Source organism: Hydrogenophaga sp. T66 (assembly GCF_057219855.1).
The window spans coordinates 1204974-1224890 of sequence record NZ_JBXVVX010000001.1; the positions used below are offsets into that span (position 1 = coordinate 1204974).

The window sequence follows — 19917 nt, forward strand, 5'->3', positions numbered from 1 at the left end:
CCGCCACGCCTTCGACCCCGCCGCGACCATGAGCGACTCGACCTCCGGAAACCGCCCCGAATTCACCCCCGCCAGCGTCGACGCGTGGACCCGCGCCGCCCAGAAATCGGCCCCCGGCGGTGACCTCGCCGCCCTGAACTGGACCACGCCCGACGGCATCGTCGTCAAGCCGCTCTATACCGCGGCCGACACCGCCGGCCTGCCGCACACCGACACGCTGCCCGGCTTTGAGCCCTTCATCCGGGGCCCGCAGGCCACCATGTACGCGGTGCGTCCGTGGACCATCCGCCAGTACGCCGGCTTCTCCACCGCCGAGGAAAGCAACGCCTTCTACCGCCAGGCGCTGGCCGCCGGCGGCCAGGGCGTGAGCGTGGCCTTCGACCTGGCCACGCACCGCGGCTACGACAGCGACCACCCGCGCGTGACCGGCGACGTGGGCAAGGCCGGTGTCGCGATCGACTCGGTGGAGGACATGAAGATCCTGTTCGACGGCATCCCGCTGGACAAGGTCAGCGTGTCGATGACGATGAACGGCGCGGTGCTGCCGGTGCTGGCTGGCTATGTGGTGGCGGCCGAAGAGCAGGGCGTGCCGCAGGACAAGCTCTCCGGGACCATCCAGAACGACATCCTCAAGGAGTTCATGGTCCGCAACACCTACATCTACCCGCCGGCGCCGAGCATGCGGATCATCGGCGACATCATCGAGTACACGGCCAAGCACATGCCGAAGTTCAACTCGATCAGCATCTCCGGCTACCACATGCAGGAAGCCGGGGCCAACCAGGCGCTGGAGCTGGCCTTCACGCTGGCCGACGGCAAGGAGTACGTCAAGACCGCCATCGCCAAGGGCATGGACGTGGACGAGTTCGCCGGGCGCCTCTCCTTCTTCTGGGCGATCGGCATGAACTTCTATCTGGAGATCGCCAAGATGCGGGCGGCGCGCCTGCTGTGGTGCCGCATCATGAAGGGCTTCGGCGCGAAGAACCCGAAGAGCCTGATGCTGCGCACCCACTGCCAGACCTCGGGCTGGAGCCTGACCGAGCAGGATCCGTACAACAACGTCGTGCGCACCACGATCGAGGCCATGGCCGCGGTGTTCGGCGGCACGCAATCGCTGCACACCAACAGCTTTGACGAAGCCATCGCGCTGCCCACCGAGTTCAGCGCCCGCATCGCGCGCAACACGCAGCTCATCATCCAGGAAGAGACGCACATCACGAACGTCATCGACCCGTGGGCCGGCTCCTACCTGATGGAGAAGCTCACCCAGGACATGGCGGACGCCGCCTGGGCCATCATCGAAGAGGTCGACGCCATGGGCGGAATGACCAAGGCGGTGGACAGCGGCTGGGCCAAGTTGAAGATCGAGGCGGCGGCCGCCGAGAAGCAGGCCCGGATCGACAGCGGCAAGGACGTGATCGTCGGCGTCAACAAGTACCGCCTGAAGGACGAGCCGCCGGTGGAGGCGCGGGACATCGACAACGTGGCCGTGCGCGAGGCGCAGATCGCGCGCCTGACGGCGGTGCGTGCGAAGCGCGACGGCGCCGCCGTCCAGGCCGCGCTGGACGCGCTCACCGCCGCGGCCGAATCCGGCGCGGGCAACCTGCTGGACCTGAGCATCCGCGCCATCCGCCTGCGCGCCACCGTGGGCGAGGTGAGCGACGCGCTGGAGAAGGTGTTTGGCCGCCACCGCGCCGACACCCAGAAAGTGACCGGCGTGTACGCCGCCGCCTACGACAGCGCCGAAGGCTGGGCGCAGCTGCAGCAAGAGATCGCCGCATTCGGCGAGCAGCACGGCCGCCGCCCGCGCGTGATGATCGCCAAGCTCGGGCAGGACGGGCACGACCGCGGCGCCAAAGTGGTGGCCACCGCCTTCGCCGACCTGGGCTTCGACGTGGACATGGGCCCGCTGTTCCAGACGCCCGAGGAATGCGCCCGCCAGGCCATCGAAAACGACGTCCACGCGGTCGGCGTCAGCACCCTGGCCGCTGGCCACAAGACGCTGGTGCCGGCCATCATCGCCGAGCTCAAAAAGCAGGGAGCGGACGACATCATCGTCTTCGTGGGCGGCGTGATCCCGCGCCAGGACTACGACTTCCTGTATGAAGCTGGCGTCAAGGGCATCTACGGCCCGGGCACACCGATTCCCGCCAGCGCCAAGGACGTGCTGGAACAGATCAAGCAGGCGCTGGCCTGAGGGGCGGGCAGCGATGCCGCAGGCCTTGATCGACGGCGTGGCGCGCGGCGCGGGCATGGCCCAGCGCCGGGCCATGGCCAAGGCGATCACCTTGCTCGAGTCCACGCGCGCCGACCACCGCGCGCAGGCGGATGAGCTGCTCACCGCGCTGCTGCCCCACACCGGGCGCGCCTTCCGGCTCGGACTCAGTGGCGTGCCGGGTGTGGGCAAGAGCACCTTCATCGAGTCGCTCGGGCTGCACCTGATTGGCCTCGGTCACCGCGTGGCGGTGCTCACGATCGATCCCTCCAGCTCGGTGTCGGGCGGCTCCATCCTGGGCGACAAGACGCGGATGGAGCGCCTGTCGGTGCATGAGCGCGCCTTCATCCGGCCCAGCCCCAGCGGCGGTACGCTGGGTGGCGTGGCCGACAAGACGCGCGAGGCCATGCTGGTTTGCGAGGCCGCCGGTTACGACGTCGTGATCGTGGAGACGGTCGGTGTGGGCCAGAGCGAGACCGCGGTGGCGGGCATGACCGACATGTTCGTGCTGCTGCAGCTGCCCAACGCCGGCGATGATTTGCAGGCGATCAAGAAGGGCGTGATGGAGCTGGCCGATCTGGTGGTGATCAACAAGGCCGACATCGACCCCGACGCCGCCACCCGCGCGCGGGCCCAGATCACCTCGTCGCTGCGGCTGCTCGGCCTGCAGGGCCGGCCCGAGCACGGCCACCACGACACCACCCGCTGGCACCCGCGCGCCATCCAGCTCAGCGCCTTGCTGGGGCAGGGCGTGGACGCCTTCTGGGCCGAGGTGAGCGCCTTTCGCGACTGTCAGCAGGCCAATGGCGCCTGGCAGGCGCGTCGCCGCCAGCAGGCCGGGGCGTGGATGTGGGAGCGCATCGACGCCGGCCTCAAGCAACGCTTCCGCGCGCACCCCGCGGTGCGCGCCGCCCTGGACGACACCACCGCCCGCGTGCTCGCGGGCAGCCTGCCCGCGAGCGCCGCCGCGCGCCAGCTGCTGGCCTTGTTTGACTGATTTTTCCCGGAGCAACCCATGCAAGACATCCTCGACGAACTCGAACGCAAGCGCGCCGCCGCGCGCCTGGGCGGCGGCGACAAACGCATCGCCGCGCAACACGCCAAAGGCAAGCTCACCGCCCGCGAGCGGCTGGAGGTGCTGCTCGATGAAGGCACCTTCGAGGAATGGGACATGTTCGTGGAACACCGCTGCGTGGACTTCGGCATGCAGGACCAGAAGATCCCCGGCGACGGCGTGGTCACCGGCTACGGCATGATCAACGGCCGCCTGGTGTTCGTCTTCAGCCAGGACTTCACCGTCTTTGGCGGTGCGCTCTCCGAGGCCCACGCCGAGAAGATCTGCAAGGTGATGGACCAGGCCATGAAGGTGGGCGCGCCGGTGATCGGCCTCAACGACTCGGGCGGTGCACGCATCCAGGAGGGCGTGGCCTCGCTCGGCGGTTATGCCGACGTGTTCCAGCGCAACGTGCTGGCCAGCGGCGTGGTGCCGCAGATCAGCATGATCATGGGCCCCAGCGCGGGCGGTGCGGTGTACTCGCCGGCCATGACCGACTTCATCTTCATGGTCAAGGACAGCTCGTACATGTTCGTGACGGGTCCCGAGGTGGTGAAGACCGTGACGCACGAGGAGGTGACCGCCGAAGAACTGGGCGGTGCGATCACGCACACCACCAAGAGCGGCGTGGCCGATCTGGCCTTCGACAACGACGTGGAGGCGCTGCTGATGCTGCGCCGCCTGTTCAACTACCTGCCGCTCAACAACCGCGAGAAGGCGCCGGTGCGGCCCAGTGGTGACCCGATCGACCGCATGGACCTGAGCCTGGACACGCTGGTGCCGGAGAACCCGAACAAGCCGTACGACATGAAGGAGCTGATCCTCAAGACGGTCGACGATGGCGACTTCTTCGAGCTGCAGCCCGAGTACGCCAAGAACATCCTGATCGGCTTTGCGCGCATGGACGGTCAGACGGTGGGCATCGTCGCCAATCAGCCGCTGGTGCTGGCGGGTTGCCTGGACATCAAGAGCTCGATCAAGGCCGCGCGCTTCGTGCGCTTCTGCGACGCCTTCAACATCCCGGTCGTGACCTTCGTGGACGTGCCCGGCTTCATGCCCGGCACGTCGCAGGAGTATGGCGGCATCATCAAGCACGGGGCCAAGCTGCTGTACGCGTACGCCGAGTGCACCGTGCCCAAGATCACCGTGATCACCCGCAAGGCCTATGGCGGTGCGTATGACGTGATGGCGTCCAAGCACCTGCGCGGCGACGTGAACTTCGCGTGGCCCAACGCCGAGATCGCGGTGATGGGCGCCAAGGGTGCGGTGGAGATCATCTTCCGCGAAGAGAAAAAGGACCCGGCCAAGCTGGCCGAGCGCGAAGCCGAGTACAAGGCCCGTTTCGCCAACCCCTTCGTGGCCGGCGCGCGCGGCTTCATCGACGACGTGATCCTCCCGCACGAAACGCGCAAGCGCATCTGCCGCTCGCTGGTGATGCTCAAGGACAAGAAGCTGGAGAACCCGTGGCGCAAGCACGGGAATATTCCGCTGTGAACTGGAACACCTCCGCGCCGCTTCGCGTGACCCCCTCAAGGGGGCGACACCTGCAGCCCGGCCAAGCCGGTTCTGCGGTGTCCGCTGGATGGCGGCTTCGGCACTCCCACATTTGAGAAGTAGGACATCACCATGTTCAAGAAAATCCTGATCGCCAACCGTGGCGAGATCGCTTGCCGCGTGATCGCCACCGCCAAGAAGCTGGGTATTGCCACCGTGGCGGTGTACTCCGACGCCGACAAAGAGGCGCGCCACGTGCAGCTCGCTGACGAGGCGGTGCGCCTGGGCCCCCCGCCTTCGCGCGAGAGCTACCTGCTCGGCGACGCCATCATCGCCGCCGCCCAATCCACGGGCGCTGAAGCCATCCACCCCGGCTACGGCTTCCTGTCGGAGAACGAAGACTTCGCCCGGAAAGTGGAAGAGGCCGGGCTCGTGTTCATCGGCCCCAAGCACTACTCGATCGCGGCCATGGGCGACAAGATCGCCTCGAAAAAGCTGGCCAACGAAGCCCGTGTCAGCACCATCCCCGGCCACAACGAGCCGATCCAGACCCCGGACGAGGCGGTGGCCATCGCCCAGAAGATCGGTTACCCGGTGATGATCAAGGCCAGCGCCGGCGGCGGCGGCAAGGGCTTGCGCGTGGCCTTCAACGACAAGGAATGCTTTGAGGGCTTCACCAGCTGCCGCAACGAGGCTCGCAACAGCTTCGGTGACGACCGCGTGTTCATGGAGAAATTCGTCCAGGAGCCGCGCCACATCGAGATTCAGGTGCTGGGCGATGCCCACGGCAACGTGATTTACCTGAATGAGCGCGAATGCTCCATCCAGCGCCGCCACCAGAAAGTGATCGAAGAGGCGCCATCGCCCTTCATCAGCGACGAGACCCGCCGCGCCATGGGCGAGCAGGCTGTGGCGCTGGCCAAGGCGGTGAAGTACCAGAGCGCCGGCACGGTGGAGTTCGTGGTCGGCAAAAACCAGGACTTCTACTTCCTGGAGATGAACACGCGCCTGCAGGTGGAGCATCCGGTGACCGAATGCATCACCGGCCTGGACCTGGTCGAGCTGATGATTCGCGTGGCCGCCGGCGAGAAGCTGCCGCTCACCCAGGCGGACGTCAAGCGCGAGGGTTGGGCGATCGAGTGCCGCATCAACGCGGAAGACCCGTTCCGCAACTTTCTGCCCAGCACCGGCCGCCTGGTGCGTTTCGCGGCGCCGACACAGTCGATGTGGCAGGCCGACACGCAGGCGCGTTTCGGGGTGCGCGTGGACACGGGTGTGCAGGAGGGTGGCGAGATCCCGATGTTCTACGACTCGATGATCGCCAAACTGATCGTGCATGGGAAAGACCGGTTGGACGCGATCGCCAAGATGCGCGCGGCGCTCAACGGTTTCGTGATCCGCGGTGTGCAAAGCAACATTCCCTTTCAGGCCGCGCTGCTCGCCCACCCGAAGTTTGTCTCGGGGCAGTTCAACACGGGCTTCATCGCCGAGCACTATGCCCACGGGTTCCGGGCGGAAGATGTGCCGCACGACGACCCGGACTTTCTGGTCGCGCTGGCCGCCTTCGTGCGCCGCAAGAGCCGTGAGCGCGCTGCGGGCATCAGCGGGCAACTGCCGGGCTACGGCGTGAAAGTGGGTCACGATTTCGTGGTGATCACGCTGGACACCCAGGCCGGCCAGCACCGCTACACCACGGTCCATGTGGACGAGATCACCGGGCAGGTGGGCGCGGCCGTGGTCACCATCGGCGAGCGCCGTTACGAGATCCAGAGCCCTTCGCGCCTGAACGACATCTGCATCAGCGGCGTCTGCAACGAACAGCCCTTCACCGCGCAGGTCGAGCGCGGCACGGCGCGCAACCCGCTGGCGCTGGTGGTGCAGCACAACGGCACGCGCGTCGAGACGATGGTGGTGTCGCCGCGCATGGCGGCGCTGCACCGGCTGATGCCGTTCAAGGCACCGGCGGACATGAGCCGCTTCGTGTTGTCCCCGATGCCGGGACTGCTGGTCCAGGTGGCGGTGCAGCCGGGCCAGAAGGTGCAGGCGGGCGAGCGCGTGGCCGTGATCGAGGCCATGAAGATGGAGAACGTGTTGTTCGCCAGCGCCGACGGCGTGGTTGCCAAGGTGCTGGCCCAGCAGGGTGAATCGCTGGTGGTGGATCAGCCGATCGTGGAGTTCGAGAAATGACCGGCCCCCACGTTCCACCGCTGCGCGGGTCGTTGCCCCTGGACCGGGAAGGGCCCCGGTCCTCGCCGGGTCCGGGGGCTGATCCGGCTGCGGACGGCCCGGCGCCGGATCGTGCCGACACGCCGCCCCGCCCCTTCAAGGTGTTGGGCGTTCAGCAGATCGCCATCGGCGGCCCGGACAAGCTGCGCCTGCAGCGGCTGTGGGTCGACATGCTGGGCCTGTCGGTGACAGGCACCTTCCGCAGTGAGCGCGAAAACGTGGATGAAGACATCTGCGCCATGGGCGCCGGGCCGTTCACGGTGGAGGTCGATCTGATGCAGCCACTCGATCCGGCGAAGAAGCCGGCGGTGCACACCACGCCACTGAACCATGTGGGCCTGTGGATCGACGACCTGCCCAAGGCGGTGGCCTGGCTGACGGCGCAGGGCGTGCGCTTCGCGCCGGGCGGCATTCGCCGTGGCGCGGCTGGCCACGACATCACCTTCCTGCACCCCAAGGCAAGCGACGAGTTTCCCATCGCGGGCGAAGGCGTGCTGATTGAGCTGGTGCAGGCGCCACCGGCGGTGGTCGAGGCGTTCGCCGCGCTGGCCGCCCAGCCGCATTGAGCGCGGCGGGCCAGGGCGCCCGTCCGCCTCACTCGGTGATCAGGTAGGTCTTGGTCACCGCCTCCAGCACCTCGAACTCGCCGTTGAAGCCCGGTGGGATCAGGATCGCTTCGCCGGGCCCGGCTTCCTCGAAGCCACCGTGGCTGTCGTGCACGCGGCAGCGACCGGCGACCACGGTGAACAGCTCGCGCTCGGTCGCTCCCATGGCGATGCGCCAGCGCCCCGGTTCGCAGCGCCAGACACCGCTGTAGACCCGTCCGGCGGGCAGCGCATCGTCCCACACGTTCCACGTCTCCCGGCGCGGGTTGCCGCGCACGAGCCGCTCGGGGCGCGGGTGGTCAATGTCGGGGGTGCCGTCGGGGTGGGCGGTGAGCTTGATCAGGCGGGTGGGGGTGTTCATGCCCGGGATTTTCGCAAAGCCCCTTCGGCCTCTCCTGGACCCCCCCAGGCAAACCCGCATCCAGACGCGGCCTGGACCGCCGATTAAGCCGCCTCGCGGCCGTCTTTTCATCGCATCGCCCGCGGCCGCGCGCCCCTACGCTTGGATCACCCCGAACCCCGTCCCGGAGCCCCCATGATCACCACCGCCGTCCCGACCCCGGAAGCCGCCACCGCGCCGCCGTTCGCCGGCGACGATCTGCTGGAGGCGTTCAGCCTGCGCATGGCCCGCCATGGCATGAGCGTGAGTCGCAGCCTCATGCGCAGCGACCGCCGGTACGCGGTGGCGCAGATGGCACAGGCGCAAACCCTCGGCGATCCCACGCTCGATTGCCTGGCCATGGAACTGTTCCGCCGTTTCCAGCAAGAGGCGTCGGGGGTGTCCGCGCTCCACTGAGCGGCCGCGTTCAAGTCTTGTCTAGGACAGTCGATAGGCCGACAGGAGCCGATCGGAGACCTTTCATGCAGTTCACCCGACTTTTCAACCCCGCCATCTGGGTCATGCGGCGCTTGCGACTGCCGGTCAAGCTCGCGATGTTGTCGCTGGCCCTGCTGGTCCCGCTGGTGGTGGTGGCGGTGATGCTGATCCAGCGCGTCAGCGCGGACATCACGTTCACCCAGAACGAGCAGTTCGGCGCGCGGGTGATTGATGGGGTGAGCGATCTCGTGGCCGAGGTGCAGAAGCATCGGGGTCAAACCAACCTGGCCAAGGCTGGCAACCCGGGTGCCCCGGCGGCGCTGGCCGACACGCGCCGCGCGCAGCAGCGGCTGCTCGGCGACATCGACCGCGAGCTGGCCTCCCGCCCCGACCTGGGTCTGGTCAGCCTGTGGGCGCCGCTGAAGGCGCGCGTGGAGGGCTTGACCCAGACCGAAAGCATGGATGCGCCGAATGCCTTCCGCACCCATTCCGAACTGGTGCAGTCGCTGCAGCGGTTTGTCTACGCCACCGCAGACCGCAGCGGTCTGCTGTTTGACCCCGAGCCGGGCAGTTACCTGCTGATGGACATGGCCGTGAGCCGCACGCTGCCGTGGACCGAGGCGCTGGGCCAGATCCGCGGCCAGGGCGCCGGCCAGCTCGCCCGCTCCGAGCCCCAGCCCGAGGTGGTGAATGCGGTGCGTCTGAAGATTGAGATGGCGCAGGGCGACATCGGCGACGCGTCCGCGGCGATCGACCTGCTCAAGCGCCACATTGAGGTGCCGCCGGGCAGCCAGGCCGCCATCGCAACTTCGGGCGAGTTCCTGGCCGCGGCGCGCGGCGCGTTCGACCGACCGGGCAGTCTGGAAGCCGCGGCTTACTTCGAGCAGGGCACGCGAGCGATCGGTGCGGTGGCCGCGTTTCAGGACGCGGTGCTGAAGTCCTTGAACACCCAGCTGTCGGCGCGCCTGAGCGCCCTCGAGCAGCGGCGCTGGGTGGCGGTGGGCGCCACGTTCACCGGCATTGCGCTGCTCATGTATCTGATGGCCGGCTTCTACCTGAGCTTTGTGGGCGACTTCAACCGCGTGATGGGTGCCATGCGCGCCACGGCCGCGGGTAACCTGCAACACGCGGTGGCGCCCCGCGGACGCGACGAGCTGGCCGAGCTGACCGAGCTGCTGGCGCGGATGATGAACAACATTTCGGCCATGGTCGCTCAGATTCGCAGCAACTCGGCCTTGGTGGCGCACGCCGGCAAGAGCCTGGCCGACGGCAACCGCGAGCTGGCCGACCGCACCGAACAACAGGCCGCCAGCCTCGAACAGACCGCGGCCAGCGTGCAGGAGCTGACCAGCACGGTGGCTCAAAACGCCCAGACCGCCAACGAGTCCGATCAGCAGGCCGCACGGGTGCGGGACGTGGCCGAGCAGGGCGCGCAGTCCATGGGCCACGCGGTGGCGTCGGTCGAAGGCATCCAGCGCAGCGCGCAGCGCATGAACGAAATCATCGGCGTGATCGACAGCCTGGCCTTCCAGACCAACATCCTCGCGCTCAACGCGGCGGTGGAAGCCGCCCGCGCCGGTGAGCAGGGCCGCGGCTTCGCGGTGGTGGCCAACGAGGTGCGCACGCTGGCGCAGCGGTCGGCGGCCTCGGCCAAGGAAATCCGTGAGCTGATCGAGTCGTCGAGTTCGCAGGTTTCCTCCAGCGTGTCGCTCATCCGCGGCGCGGGTGAGAGCATCGGGCAGATCGTGGGTGGCGTGCGCGGCGTGGCATCCAACATGTCGCTGATTTCCGCCTCCAGCGCCGAACAGAGCAGCGGCCTGAGCGAGATTTCCTCGGCGGTGTCGCAGCTCGACCAGATCACGCAGCGCAACGCCCAGATGGTGGAGCGCGCCGTCCACCAGGCGAACCTGCTGGAGCAGCGCGCGGCCAGCCTGGCGAGCGCGGTGGCCTCGTTCAAGCTGCAGCAGGGCACGGCCGAAGAGGCCATGGCGCTGGTGGACCGCGCGATGGATCAGCGCCAGCGGCTCGGTCGCGACGAATTTGTGCGCCAGCTCACCGAGCCGTCCAGCGGATTCCACGACCGCGACATGTATGTGTTCGCGCTCGATCGCACGGGTGTCTATCGCGCCTTCGGCGGCAAACCCGAGAAGGTGGGCTCGCGGGTGCAGGACATCCCGGGCGTGGACGGTCAGGCCTTGTTGAGCGCCATCATCGCCCAGGCAGAGCAGGGGGTGGGCTGGGTGGAATACGACATCGTGAACCCGGTGACGGGCGCGGTGCAGACCAAGATGTCGTATGTCGTGAAGGTCGACGACTTGTACGTCGGCTGCGGCGTGTACAAGACGGCGGCGCTGCTGACCGCGGCCTGATCGCCGCCGCGAAGCCGCGGCCCGATCAGCCGCCAGCGCGGCGGCTGCGCGCGCGGGCCAGCGCGGCCTCAATCACCGCCCGCTTGCGGTCCAGCTCGATGGGATCGGTGATCGCCGAATGCGCCGGCAGGTCGGCCAGCTTGGCCGCGGCTTTGGCCTCCAGCCGGGCCTCCTGGTGCTGCTTCTCCCGCACCAACCGGGCGCGGCGGGCGTCGTACCGGGCCCGGCCTTGCGCGGCCTGTGCCGCGCTCCAGCCGTCCCACCCACTGCGCTCGCCGCTGACCACATCCAGCGAGATGCAGTCCACCGGGCAGACCGGGATGCACAGTTCGCACCCGGTGCAGTACGGTTCGATGACGGTGTGCATGCGCTTGTTTAGCCCGACGATGGCGTCGGTCGGGCACACCTTGATGCACAGCGTGCAGCCAATGCACCAGTCCTCGTCGATCACCGCGACGGTGACGGGGCCCTCGATGCCAAAGCGCGGATCGATCGGTTGCGCGGGCAGACCGGTGATGCGCGCCAGCCGCTCCACGCCCGCCTGGCCGCCCGGGGGGCACTGATTGATGCCCGCCTCCCCGGCAGCGATGGCCCGCGCGTAGCTTTCGCAGTCGGGGTAACTGCAGCGCTGGCACTGCGTCTGGGGCAGGGCCGCGTCGATCCGCCGAACGAGCGCCTCGTCCATCCCGGCCGGGCTGTCTCAGGCGGTCGCAGCGCGGCGGCGTGCGGGCCGCTTGGCGGTGGGCGGCGTGACCGAGGCCCCGGCGGCGGCCGCTGGCTGGTGGCTCAGGATGAAGGACTTCACCACCGGATACACCATCTCGCGCCAGCGGCGGCCGCTGAAGATGCCGTAGTGGCCCGCGCCCTTGGCTTCGTAGTGCATGCGGTGAGCCTCGGGGATGCCGGTGCACAGGTCGTGCGCCGCGGCCGTTTGTCCGGAGCCCGAGATGTCGTCGAGCTCACCCTCGACGGTGAGCAGGCCGGTGTGCTGGATGTCCTGCGGGCGCACGCGCTCGGCCCGCCCGGCGTCATTGCGCACATCCCACGTGCCGTTGACCAGGCGAAACTCCTGGAACACCGTGGCGATCGTCTCGAGGTAGTAGTCGGCGTCCATGTCGAGGACCGCGTTGTACTCGTCGTAAAACTGCCGATGCGCCTCGGCGCTCTCGTTGTCGCCTTTGACCAGATTCTGGAAATAGTCGTAATGGCTGTTGGCGTGGCGGTCGGGGTTCATCGCCACGAAGCCCGAGTGCTGCAGGAAGCCCGGGTAGACGCGGCGTCCGGCCCCGGGAAACTTGTCCGGCACCCGGTAGATCACGTTGGTCTCGAACCAGGCGTGGCTGCGTTGCGTGGCCAGGTTGTTCACCGCGGTGGGCGATTTGCGGGCATCGATCGGCCCCCCCATCATCGTCATCGACAGGGGCGTGGTTTCACCGCGGCTGGCCATCAGCGACACCGCCGCGAGCACCGGCACCGTCGGCTGGCACACGCTCATCACGTGGCAGTTGCCATAGGTCGCTTGCAGGTAGCGGATGAAGGTCTGCACGTAGTTGACGTAGTCGTCGAGGTGAAACTCACCCTCGGCCAGTGGCACCAGCCGGGCGTTCTTCCAGTCGGTGATGTAGACCTTGTGGTCCTTGAGCATCGTCTTGACCGTGTCGCGCAACAGCGTGGCGTAGTGACCCGACAGCGGGGCCACGATCAGCACCACCGGCTGCGCCTTGAGCTTGGTCAGCGTGGCCGGGTCGTCGCTGAAACGCTTGAAGCGGCGCAGTTCGCAGAACGGCTTGTCCATTTCCACGCGCTCGTGGATGGCCACGTCCACCCCATCCACGGCCACGGTGCGGATGCCAAACGTCGGTTTTTCGTAGTCTTTGCCCAGCCGGTGCAGCAGGTCGTAGCTGGCCGACATGCGCTGGGCGCCTGGCAGCTGCGACAGCGGCAGCATCGGATTGCGGAACATGCGCGACGCCACCTCCGCCAGATCGGCAAAGGGTTCCATGATGGAGCGCTGCGTTTCGTAGAACTGATAAAGCATCGCGAAAACTCCGATTGTTGCAGTGCAGCAATATAACGGAATGTGGCATTTCCCGCTCAAGGGAAAACACCCGGCCGGGTACCGTTGTTGTCGCGTTGGCGATGTCCGCGCCGTGTCAGGCGGCCGTGCTGGCGTGAAAAAGCCCGCCAGCGGCGGGCTGCGCCGGGGCAATGGCGGTCACATCACCGCGGCGATCGAGCGGCAGACGTGGTCGATGTTCTTGCTGTTAAGCGCGGCCACGCACATGCGGCCAGTGTCCGTGCCGTAAACGCCGAACTCGCTGCGCAGGCGGACCATCTGGTCCTTGCTCAGGCCCGAGTAGCTGAACATGCCGATCTGCGTGGTGATGAAGGACATGTCCTGCGTCACGCCGGCGGCCTTCAGCCCGTCCACGAGCTTTTGCCGCATCGCCTTGATGCGCACGCGCATCTCGCCGAGCTCTTGCTCCCAGAGCGCGCGCAACTCCGGGTTGTTGAGCACCGCGGCGACCACCGCGCCACCGTGGGTCGGCGGGTTCGAGTAGTTCGTGCGGATGACGATCTTGAGTTGCGACAGCACACGGTCCGCTTCTTCCTTGCTGGCGCACAGCACCGACAAGGCGCCCACCCGTTCGCCGTACAGGCTGAAGCTCTTGGAGAACGAGGTGGACACGAAGAAGTCCAGGCCAGCCGCCACGAACTTCGCAATCACGGCACCGTCTTCCGCGATGCCATGCCCGAAACCTTGGTAGGCCATGTCCAGGAAGGGCGTGAGGCCACGCGCCTTCACCGCGGCGATGACCTGGTCCCACTGGGCCGGCGTGATGTCGTACCCGGTCGGGTTGTGGCAGCACGCGTGCAGCACCACGATGGTCCCCGGCGCGGCGGCATTCAGGCTGGCCAGCATGCCCTCGAAATTCACGCCGCGCTTTTCAGCGTTGTAGTAGGCATAGGTGCCGACCTGGAAGCCGGCGTTGGCGAACAGCGCGCGGTGGTTTTCCCAGCTCGGGTCGCTGATCAGCACCGTGGCGTTCGGGCTCAGGCGTTTGAGGAAATCGGCGCCAATCTTGAGGCCGCCTGTGCCGCCGATGGCCTGCACCGTGGCCACCCGGCCGCTCTTGACCGGTTCACTGTCGGCGCCGAACACCAGCCCCTTGACCGCGGCGTCGTAGGCGGCGATGCCATCGATCGGCAGGTAGCCGCGCGCGGCGGGCTTGTCCATCAGGGCTTTTTCCGCGGCCTGCACGCACTGCAGCAGCGGCAGCTTGCCGTTGTCGTCGAAATACACCCCGACACCGAGGTTGACCTTGCTGGGGTTGGTGTCGGCAGCAAACTGTTCGTTCAGACCCAGGATCGGGTCGCGCGGGGCCATTTCGACGGCGGAGAAGAGGGACATGGCGGCTGGTTGGGAAGGAAAAAGCAGGATTTTATGCCGGCGGGCTGATCGCCGCCGCCTGGAACTCAGCGCCTTCGATCTGGCACCGCCTGCGCTGCCATCCGAGAAATAGTGCGCATTTCCGCGAACCACATCACTGGTTCGCTGGTGCGCCCCTTCGTGGGGTGGGGAACCGTCGCGCGCATGGATTACCATCGGTTACGCGGTTGCTACTAAGGTGTGACCGGTGACTGTCTCGAGGCGGCGCCTGCACGCTTTAGGACAAAGCGGCTGGTGCGGCCCGGTGCTGACGTTCGTCCGCCGGCATTGACGTCGATCAATTGGGTCCGAGCGTCGCGGCCGTACAGTCGGCCCAGCCTCCGCCCGCGTGTGTCTTCGTGCCCGCCGCGACGCGGAGCTGCATCGCTCCGATGGTTAACGCAAAAATTCTGACTGAAAGAACCCACATGGATGCATTGGCTGATCAAATCGTTGTCAACGCAGGACATAAGGCGCCTCCCGCCAGCGAGGCTCCGGTGAAGGCTCTGCTGCCGATCGATGCATCCAATGGATTTTTCTTAGATGCTGTCGAGGCGCGGCGCATCGGTGAAAGTTTGGCGGCGGATTATTGCTTTGCTGAGCCTTTCCCGCATATCGTCATTGACAACTTCCTGCCGGCAGATGTCATTCAATCGGCCATCGATCATTTCCCGCGACGTCCGTTGGCGAATGATACCAATTTTGAAATTGGTTACGCAGGGCAGTTCAAGCGTCAGATACTTCCCGAAGATTGCTCTGCGACGGCTCGGCAGTTATTTCATTTTTTCAATTCTGCGCCGTTTCTCGCTTTTCTGGAGGGTCTTTCGACCATTGAATCCCTCATCCCGGACCCCCACTTTGTGGGCGGTGGGTACCACGAAACGGCACGGGGCGGGTATTTGGGTGTGCACGCGGACTTTCGAATCAATGAGCGCTTGCATGTTCACCGACGCATGAACGTGATCATTTACCTCAACGAAGCGTGGAAACCGGAGTACGGCGGTCAACTCGAGTTGTGGGACCGCCAAATGAAGGCCTGTCATTCCTCGGTGCTTCCGGTGTTCAACCGGTGTGTGATTTTCAATACCGACGCAGATTCTTTTCACGGCCACCCAGATCCATTAACCTGCCCAGAGGGCGTGTACCGGCGGTCGATTGCCCTGTATTACTACACCGCATCCCGCGAGATTTACAAGGAAGTTCCGTCTAATTCCACGATCTATGTGGCTCGTCCAACGGATAGTGCGAAAACGAAGAAGGAAGCCTTCAATCTGCGTTTGGACCAGCATCTCAGGCAGTGGGTGCCTCCCGCCCTCCAACGCTACGTGTTCGCGCTCAAGCGCAGGATCGGCATGTAAGGCAGTTCGATGCGTGACATCGCGTCGGGCGCTCCGCTGGTCGGCTTCGGAGCGCTTTTCTTGGGGTGGGCTGTGTGATTCAGGATATCAAGGCCCTGGTGGTCGTCCTGGGCTTGACACTGCCGTTGTGGCACTTGGCCAAGCGTGTGTTCGCGCCCTTGGCGGCACCGGGCGATTTTGAACGGCGCCGCAACGTCTGGCTGGCTTTGACTGTGTTGGGGCTATTGGCCCCGAACATTTGGATATACACGGTTTTCGCGCTCCCCATCATGCTGTGGGCGGCTCGGCGGGACTCCAACCCCGTTGCTCTTTATATCCTGCTGTTTTTTGTCATTCCCAATACCAGCATTCGCCTGCCGTCCATCGGCGTGGATCTGTTTGACATCAGCCATCAGCGCCTGCTGGCACTCGGGGTCCTGATTCCCGCCTACCTTCAAGCCCGGCGGGAGCGTTTCCAGACATCGGCGAATGGGGTACGTGTATACCGCGGCCTTGATGCGACCGATTGGTTCCTGGTGTTCTATGTGCTCCTGACACTTGTCTTGCCAACGCCCCATGACAGCGTGACCAACACGATGCGGCGGACCTTTCTTGCCGTGCTGGACATCGGACTCCTGTTTGCGGTCTGGAGCCGATTGAATCCTCGGGTCGAGGCTTTCCGCGATGTGATGGGCGCTTGGGTCTTGGCGGCCATGATGATGTCTCCTGTGGCAATGTTTGAGACTGCCCGGGGGTGGCTCTTGTACGTTGATATTTCCCACCAGTGGGGCAATCCGAACGTTTTTGCCTACCTGATGCGGGGCGGTCTGCTGAGGGCCCAGGTCACCGCTGGTCATTCCCTCACGCTGGGGATCTGGCTGGCCATCGCATGGGCCCTGTACCTAGGTCTGCAGTCCCGCTGGGACAGCCGCTGGCTCAAGCTGTTCTTTGGCGCTGTTCTTCTGGGTGGCTTGGCCGCCAGCCTCGCCCGGGGAGCCTGGATTTCGGCCTTTTTTGCATTCGTCGTGTTTTACCTGCTGGATCCCCGTGGGGCGTTGCCCGCCGTGAAGGCCATGGGAGGGTTCGCCGTGATCGCGCTGCTGTTTTTGTCGTCGCCGATTGGTGACGACTTTCTGGCCTTGCTGCCCTTTGTGGGATCGGTGGACAGTGAAAACGTGATTTACCGAAAGCGATTGCTGGAGGTTTCCTTGGGCCTGATTGCCCGCAATCCCTGGTTTGGGGATCCCTTCGTCCTGAGCCAGATGGAGTCGCTGCGCCAGGGGCAAGGCATCATTGATCTGGTTAATGGCTATCTCACGGTGGCGCTGTTCAATGGTCTGGTGGGTTTGTCCCTGTTCGTTGGGTTCTTGCTGATTGCGGTGTGGCGCGCCCGCGCGGTGTGGGCTTGGTACCGCAAGCGGGACGTGGACCGGGCTATCGTGGGTGCCTCATTGGTGGCGGCCACGATGGCGAACATGCTGTTCATTGCTACGGCGGGCATTGACCCCATGATTTATATGCTCGTCGGATTGCTGTCGAGCTACATCTGGATGCAGCGCGACGATCGTCGCCGGGATGAACTGGCTCGGCGGGTGCAGGGGCCGCCCGTGCCGGCGCCGCCGCCAACCCAAGCCAAGCGCCTCGGTCCACGCGTGTCCGGGTCGGTGGGCTCGGGTGGCCCCAACCGCCGGCGGCCTCGCTGACGCTCCATCGCATTCCCTCTTTCACACCGGAGCTTTCTATTTCTACTCAGCGAACCTTCGGCCAACTGGCGCTGTCGGCGGCCAAACTGGAAGCGCTTGTGTACGGGGCGGGCCTGGTGCTGCGCTTCGTGTCGGGGCTGATCCTGAGCCGACTCCTGTTCCCCGAGGCGTTTGGTCTCGCCGTGACCGTGGGTTTGGTGTCCACAGGACTGATCATGCTGTCCAACGTGGGCGTGTCCCAGAGCATCATCCAGAGCCCGAATGGCGACAGACCGGAGTTCTTGAATACGGGCTGGGTGGTGTTGGCGGCGCGAGGGGCCGGCCTGTGGCTGGTTTCGGTGTTGCTGACCTATCCCCTGGCCTGGTTGCTGGATGAACCACAGCTGCTGTGGTTGCTGCCAGTCGGTTGCCTGAGTGTCTTGATTACCGGGCTGTCCAGCACGTCGGTCATCACGTTGCGGCGCCGACTCCAATTGAAGCCCGTCCTGGCGCTTGAAGCCGCTACCCAAATTCTGACGTTTGTCCTGAATGTCTGGCTTGCTTGGTGGTGGCAGTCGGTGTGGGCTCTCGTGATCTCACCCCTGGTGGCCAGCGTGTTTTCAACCGCGGTTAGCCATTTGCTGGATGTTGGCTACCGCAACCGGATTCAATGGCATTCCGCGTCGTGGCGAGAAATGTATGCCTACGGCCGCTGGATCCAAGCATCCTCTGCCATGTCATTTGCGAGCAGTCAAGCGGATCGGTTCTTGCTGGCCCACTACATCGGGATGGCCTCGCTGGGTGTTTACAACTTTGCGACCATCATGGCCGAAGCGATTTCAGCGGGTGTTGTACGAATCACGCATGGCGTGTTGTTTCCACTTTTGAGCCAAGTCGGGCGCGAAGATCCCTCTGCTTTGTGTGATCGTTACTACCGCATTCGGCTGTGGGGCGACATTATCGCCTTGCTACCTATTGGCGCTATTGCGGCCAGCAGTCAGCAAATCGTTGACCTGCTGTTTGATGCGCGGTACGCGGAGGCCGGATGGATGCTGCAGGCGCTTTGTATAAGGGCTGCAATGGTTTGCTTGTTGGCGCCGGTAGAAACTTTTCTGTTTTCTGTTGGCCACACCCGCTATGGTTTTTATCGAGACATTGCGCGAGCGTTGTGGGTGCTTCCCACCATACCGTTGGCGTGGCATTTTGGGGGACTCGTGGCGGTAGTGTGGGTGATTGCGCTATCGGAGATTCCCGTTGCGGTGGTATTGTGGTTCGCCGCGAGACGTCACGGCTATCTGCGCTGGACCCGAGAAGCGGTAGGACCGCTTGCGTTTGTTGTTGGGCTGGTCGGAGCCATAGCCTTCTGGCGCTCGGTTGAACAATTATTTGGCTGAAAACTATTTCGCCGAGTGCTTCTTTTTCTCCTGTCTCAACAACGATGAACGTTCTTTTTTATGCGCCCGCCTGGCCGCTATCCCACTTCTCCAATGGGATCATCAGCTATGTAGACCGCTTGCGTCCCGCCTTGGCTCAGGAAGGTGTTAGGAGCGAGGTTATCGTGTCCCAGGTTGGGCCGGGCTATTCGGGTGACGTTCAAACTTTGGTGGCTTTATCCGGTCCTTGGGCACCCGTGGTGTCGCTCGGCAATAAGATTGCTTATCGCTTGGCTCCGGACGCCGCGATTGATTGGACGTTCCGTGCCCACCTTAGGCTGGCAGGGCGGCGCTTGCGTCGGGAGAGTGCCATTGATTTGGTCGAGATGGAAGAGACGTTCGGCATCGCGCCCAGTCTGGCGCGATCGGTGGGGGCTCCGTTGGTGGTGCGTTTGCACGGGCCGGCCTTTCTGACTCGCACGGCTGCCGGGGAGATCGTAAACAGCCGATTGGCGCGACAGATTCGGCGTGAGGGCGAGGCGATTAAGTTCGCCAAAGGCGTATCAGCGCCCTCGCGTGAGGTTCTGGATCGGGTAGTGGGCCAGTATGGAACATTGGGCCAGCCTAGCGCGGTGATCCCCAACCCGGGACCGATGCCAGTGGAGTCTCATCGTTGGACCGCAGCTGGGGCGCAGTCGGGTCGAATTCTGTTCATCGGGCGTTTTGATCGCCTCAAGGGCGCCGATACGGCAGTGGAAGCCTTTCGCATGCTTTTGGAAAGCCATCCCCATGCTCGTTTGACATTTGTCGGACAGGATGTCGGGTTGGTGGATGATTCTGGTCGATCCTGGTCGGCGGAGTCCTACTTCGCAGACCGTTTGGGTCCAAACCGTGGCAAGTTGGAATACTTGGGTCGCCAGCCCAACGAAAGTTTGGTTGAGTTGCGACAACGTGCCCAAGTCGTGATTCAGCCGTCGAGATATGAGGTATTCAGTGTGGCAGCGCTCGAGTGCTGCGCTCAGGGAGTGCCACTCATTCTCTCCAACACCGGGGGCCTTGCTGAAATCGTACGGGACGGTCTCACGGGTTGCTTGGTGAGGCCAGCAGATCCTGAAGATCTGGCGCAGCGACTGCGTTTCCTTCTGGACCATCCCCAGGCTGCTGCCGCCATGGGAGATGCAGCCTTGTCAGACTACCGGCAACGATTTACTCCCTCTATCGTCGCCCGTCGGACCAAGGCGTTTTATGAAGAGGTCTTGGCGCAGAGCAAAAGCGTCTGAGAAAGGACCTCGCCTAAATCGTGGACTGACCACGT

General features: G+C 65.1%; 15 protein-coding genes. 11 read left to right on the top strand and 4 right to left on the bottom strand.

Annotated elements, in window-relative coordinates; translation table 11 throughout:
- The first annotated feature begins 28 nt into the window (after positions 1-28).
- From scpA to AC2D80_RS05635, 5 genes are all read left to right on the top strand, one after another.
- A complete protein-coding gene (scpA, locus tag AC2D80_RS05615) occupies positions 29-2197 on the top strand; it encodes a methylmalonyl-CoA mutase (RefSeq protein WP_484631987.1) in 2169 nt (722 codons plus the stop codon).
- A gap of 13 nt (positions 2198-2210) precedes the next feature.
- A complete protein-coding gene (gene meaB / locus AC2D80_RS05620; RefSeq protein ID WP_484631988.1) occupies positions 2211-3212 on the top strand; it encodes a methylmalonyl Co-A mutase-associated GTPase MeaB in 1002 nt (333 codons plus the stop codon).
- Between the two features lie 18 nt (positions 3213-3230).
- Positions 3231-4763, top strand: coding sequence for an acyl-CoA carboxylase subunit beta (locus tag AC2D80_RS05625; RefSeq protein ID WP_484631989.1), 1533 nt, complete (start codon positions 3231-3233; stop codon positions 4761-4763).
- Between the two features lie 132 nt (positions 4764-4895).
- Complete coding sequence (locus AC2D80_RS05630) at positions 4896-6950, top strand: acetyl-CoA carboxylase biotin carboxylase subunit (RefSeq protein ID WP_484631990.1); 2055 nt, start codon at positions 4896-4898, stop codon at positions 6948-6950.
- Positions 6951-7090: 140 nt separating this feature from the next.
- Positions 7091-7555 carry a VOC family protein gene (locus tag AC2D80_RS05635; RefSeq protein WP_484632649.1) on the top strand — a complete coding sequence of 155 codons (465 nt, stop codon included), beginning with the start codon at positions 7091-7093 and terminating at the stop codon, positions 7553-7555.
- Between the two features lie 28 nt (positions 7556-7583).
- Here the strand turns inward: AC2D80_RS05635 and AC2D80_RS05640 are convergent, their stop codons facing one another.
- A complete protein-coding gene (locus tag AC2D80_RS05640) occupies positions 7584-7955 on the bottom strand; it encodes a cupin domain-containing protein (protein WP_484631991.1) in 372 nt (123 codons plus the stop codon).
- Between the two features lie 174 nt (positions 7956-8129).
- Here AC2D80_RS05640 and AC2D80_RS05645 point away from each other — a divergent pair, with 174 nt between their 5' ends.
- On the top strand, positions 8130-8390 hold the full coding sequence (locus tag AC2D80_RS05645) for a hypothetical protein (RefSeq protein WP_484631992.1): 261 nt from the start codon (positions 8130-8132) through the stop codon (positions 8388-8390).
- Between the two features lie 1013 nt (positions 8391-9403).
- Positions 9404-10780 carry a methyl-accepting chemotaxis protein gene (locus AC2D80_RS05650; RefSeq protein WP_484632650.1) on the top strand — a complete coding sequence of 459 codons (1377 nt, stop codon included), beginning with the start codon at positions 9404-9406 and terminating at the stop codon, positions 10778-10780.
- Between the two features lie 25 nt (positions 10781-10805).
- Here AC2D80_RS05650 and rsxB read toward each other — a convergent pair whose 3' ends face one another.
- The 3 genes from rsxB to AC2D80_RS05665 form a co-directional block, all read right to left on the bottom strand.
- Positions 10806-11465 (bottom strand): electron transport complex subunit RsxB, encoded by a 660-nt coding sequence (rsxB, locus tag AC2D80_RS05655; protein WP_484631993.1) that lies wholly within the window; start codon positions 11463-11465, stop codon positions 10806-10808.
- Between the two features lie 15 nt (positions 11466-11480).
- Positions 11481-12818, bottom strand: a complete 1338-nt coding sequence (locus AC2D80_RS05660) for a polyhydroxyalkanoate depolymerase (RefSeq protein WP_484631994.1) — start codon at positions 12816-12818, stop codon at positions 11481-11483.
- Positions 12819-12995: 177 nt separating this feature from the next.
- A complete protein-coding gene (locus AC2D80_RS05665) occupies positions 12996-14192 on the bottom strand; it encodes an amino acid aminotransferase (protein WP_484631995.1) in 1197 nt (398 codons plus the stop codon).
- 446 nt (positions 14193-14638) lie between these two features.
- On the opposite strand from AC2D80_RS05665, the gene AC2D80_RS05670 reads away from it, so the two are divergent.
- The 4 genes from AC2D80_RS05670 to AC2D80_RS05685 all read left to right on the top strand — a co-directional run bounded on the left by AC2D80_RS05670 (position 14639) and on the right by AC2D80_RS05685 (position 19882).
- Positions 14639-15568 (top strand): 2OG-Fe(II) oxygenase, encoded by a 930-nt coding sequence (locus AC2D80_RS05670; protein WP_484631996.1) that lies wholly within the window; start codon positions 14639-14641, stop codon positions 15566-15568.
- Between the two features lie 74 nt (positions 15569-15642).
- Entirely contained in the window at positions 15643-17250 is a 1608-nt protein-coding gene (locus AC2D80_RS05675) for an O-antigen ligase family protein (protein WP_484631997.1), read from the top strand.
- A 98-nt stretch (positions 17251-17348) separates the two neighbouring features.
- A complete protein-coding gene (locus AC2D80_RS05680) occupies positions 17349-18623 on the top strand; it encodes an oligosaccharide flippase family protein (RefSeq protein WP_484631998.1) in 1275 nt (424 codons plus the stop codon).
- A 44-nt stretch (positions 18624-18667) separates the two neighbouring features.
- On the top strand, positions 18668-19882 hold the full coding sequence (locus tag AC2D80_RS05685) for a glycosyltransferase family 4 protein (RefSeq protein ID WP_484631999.1): 1215 nt from the start codon (positions 18668-18670) through the stop codon (positions 19880-19882).
- The last annotated feature ends 35 nt before the right edge of the window (positions 19883-19917 follow it).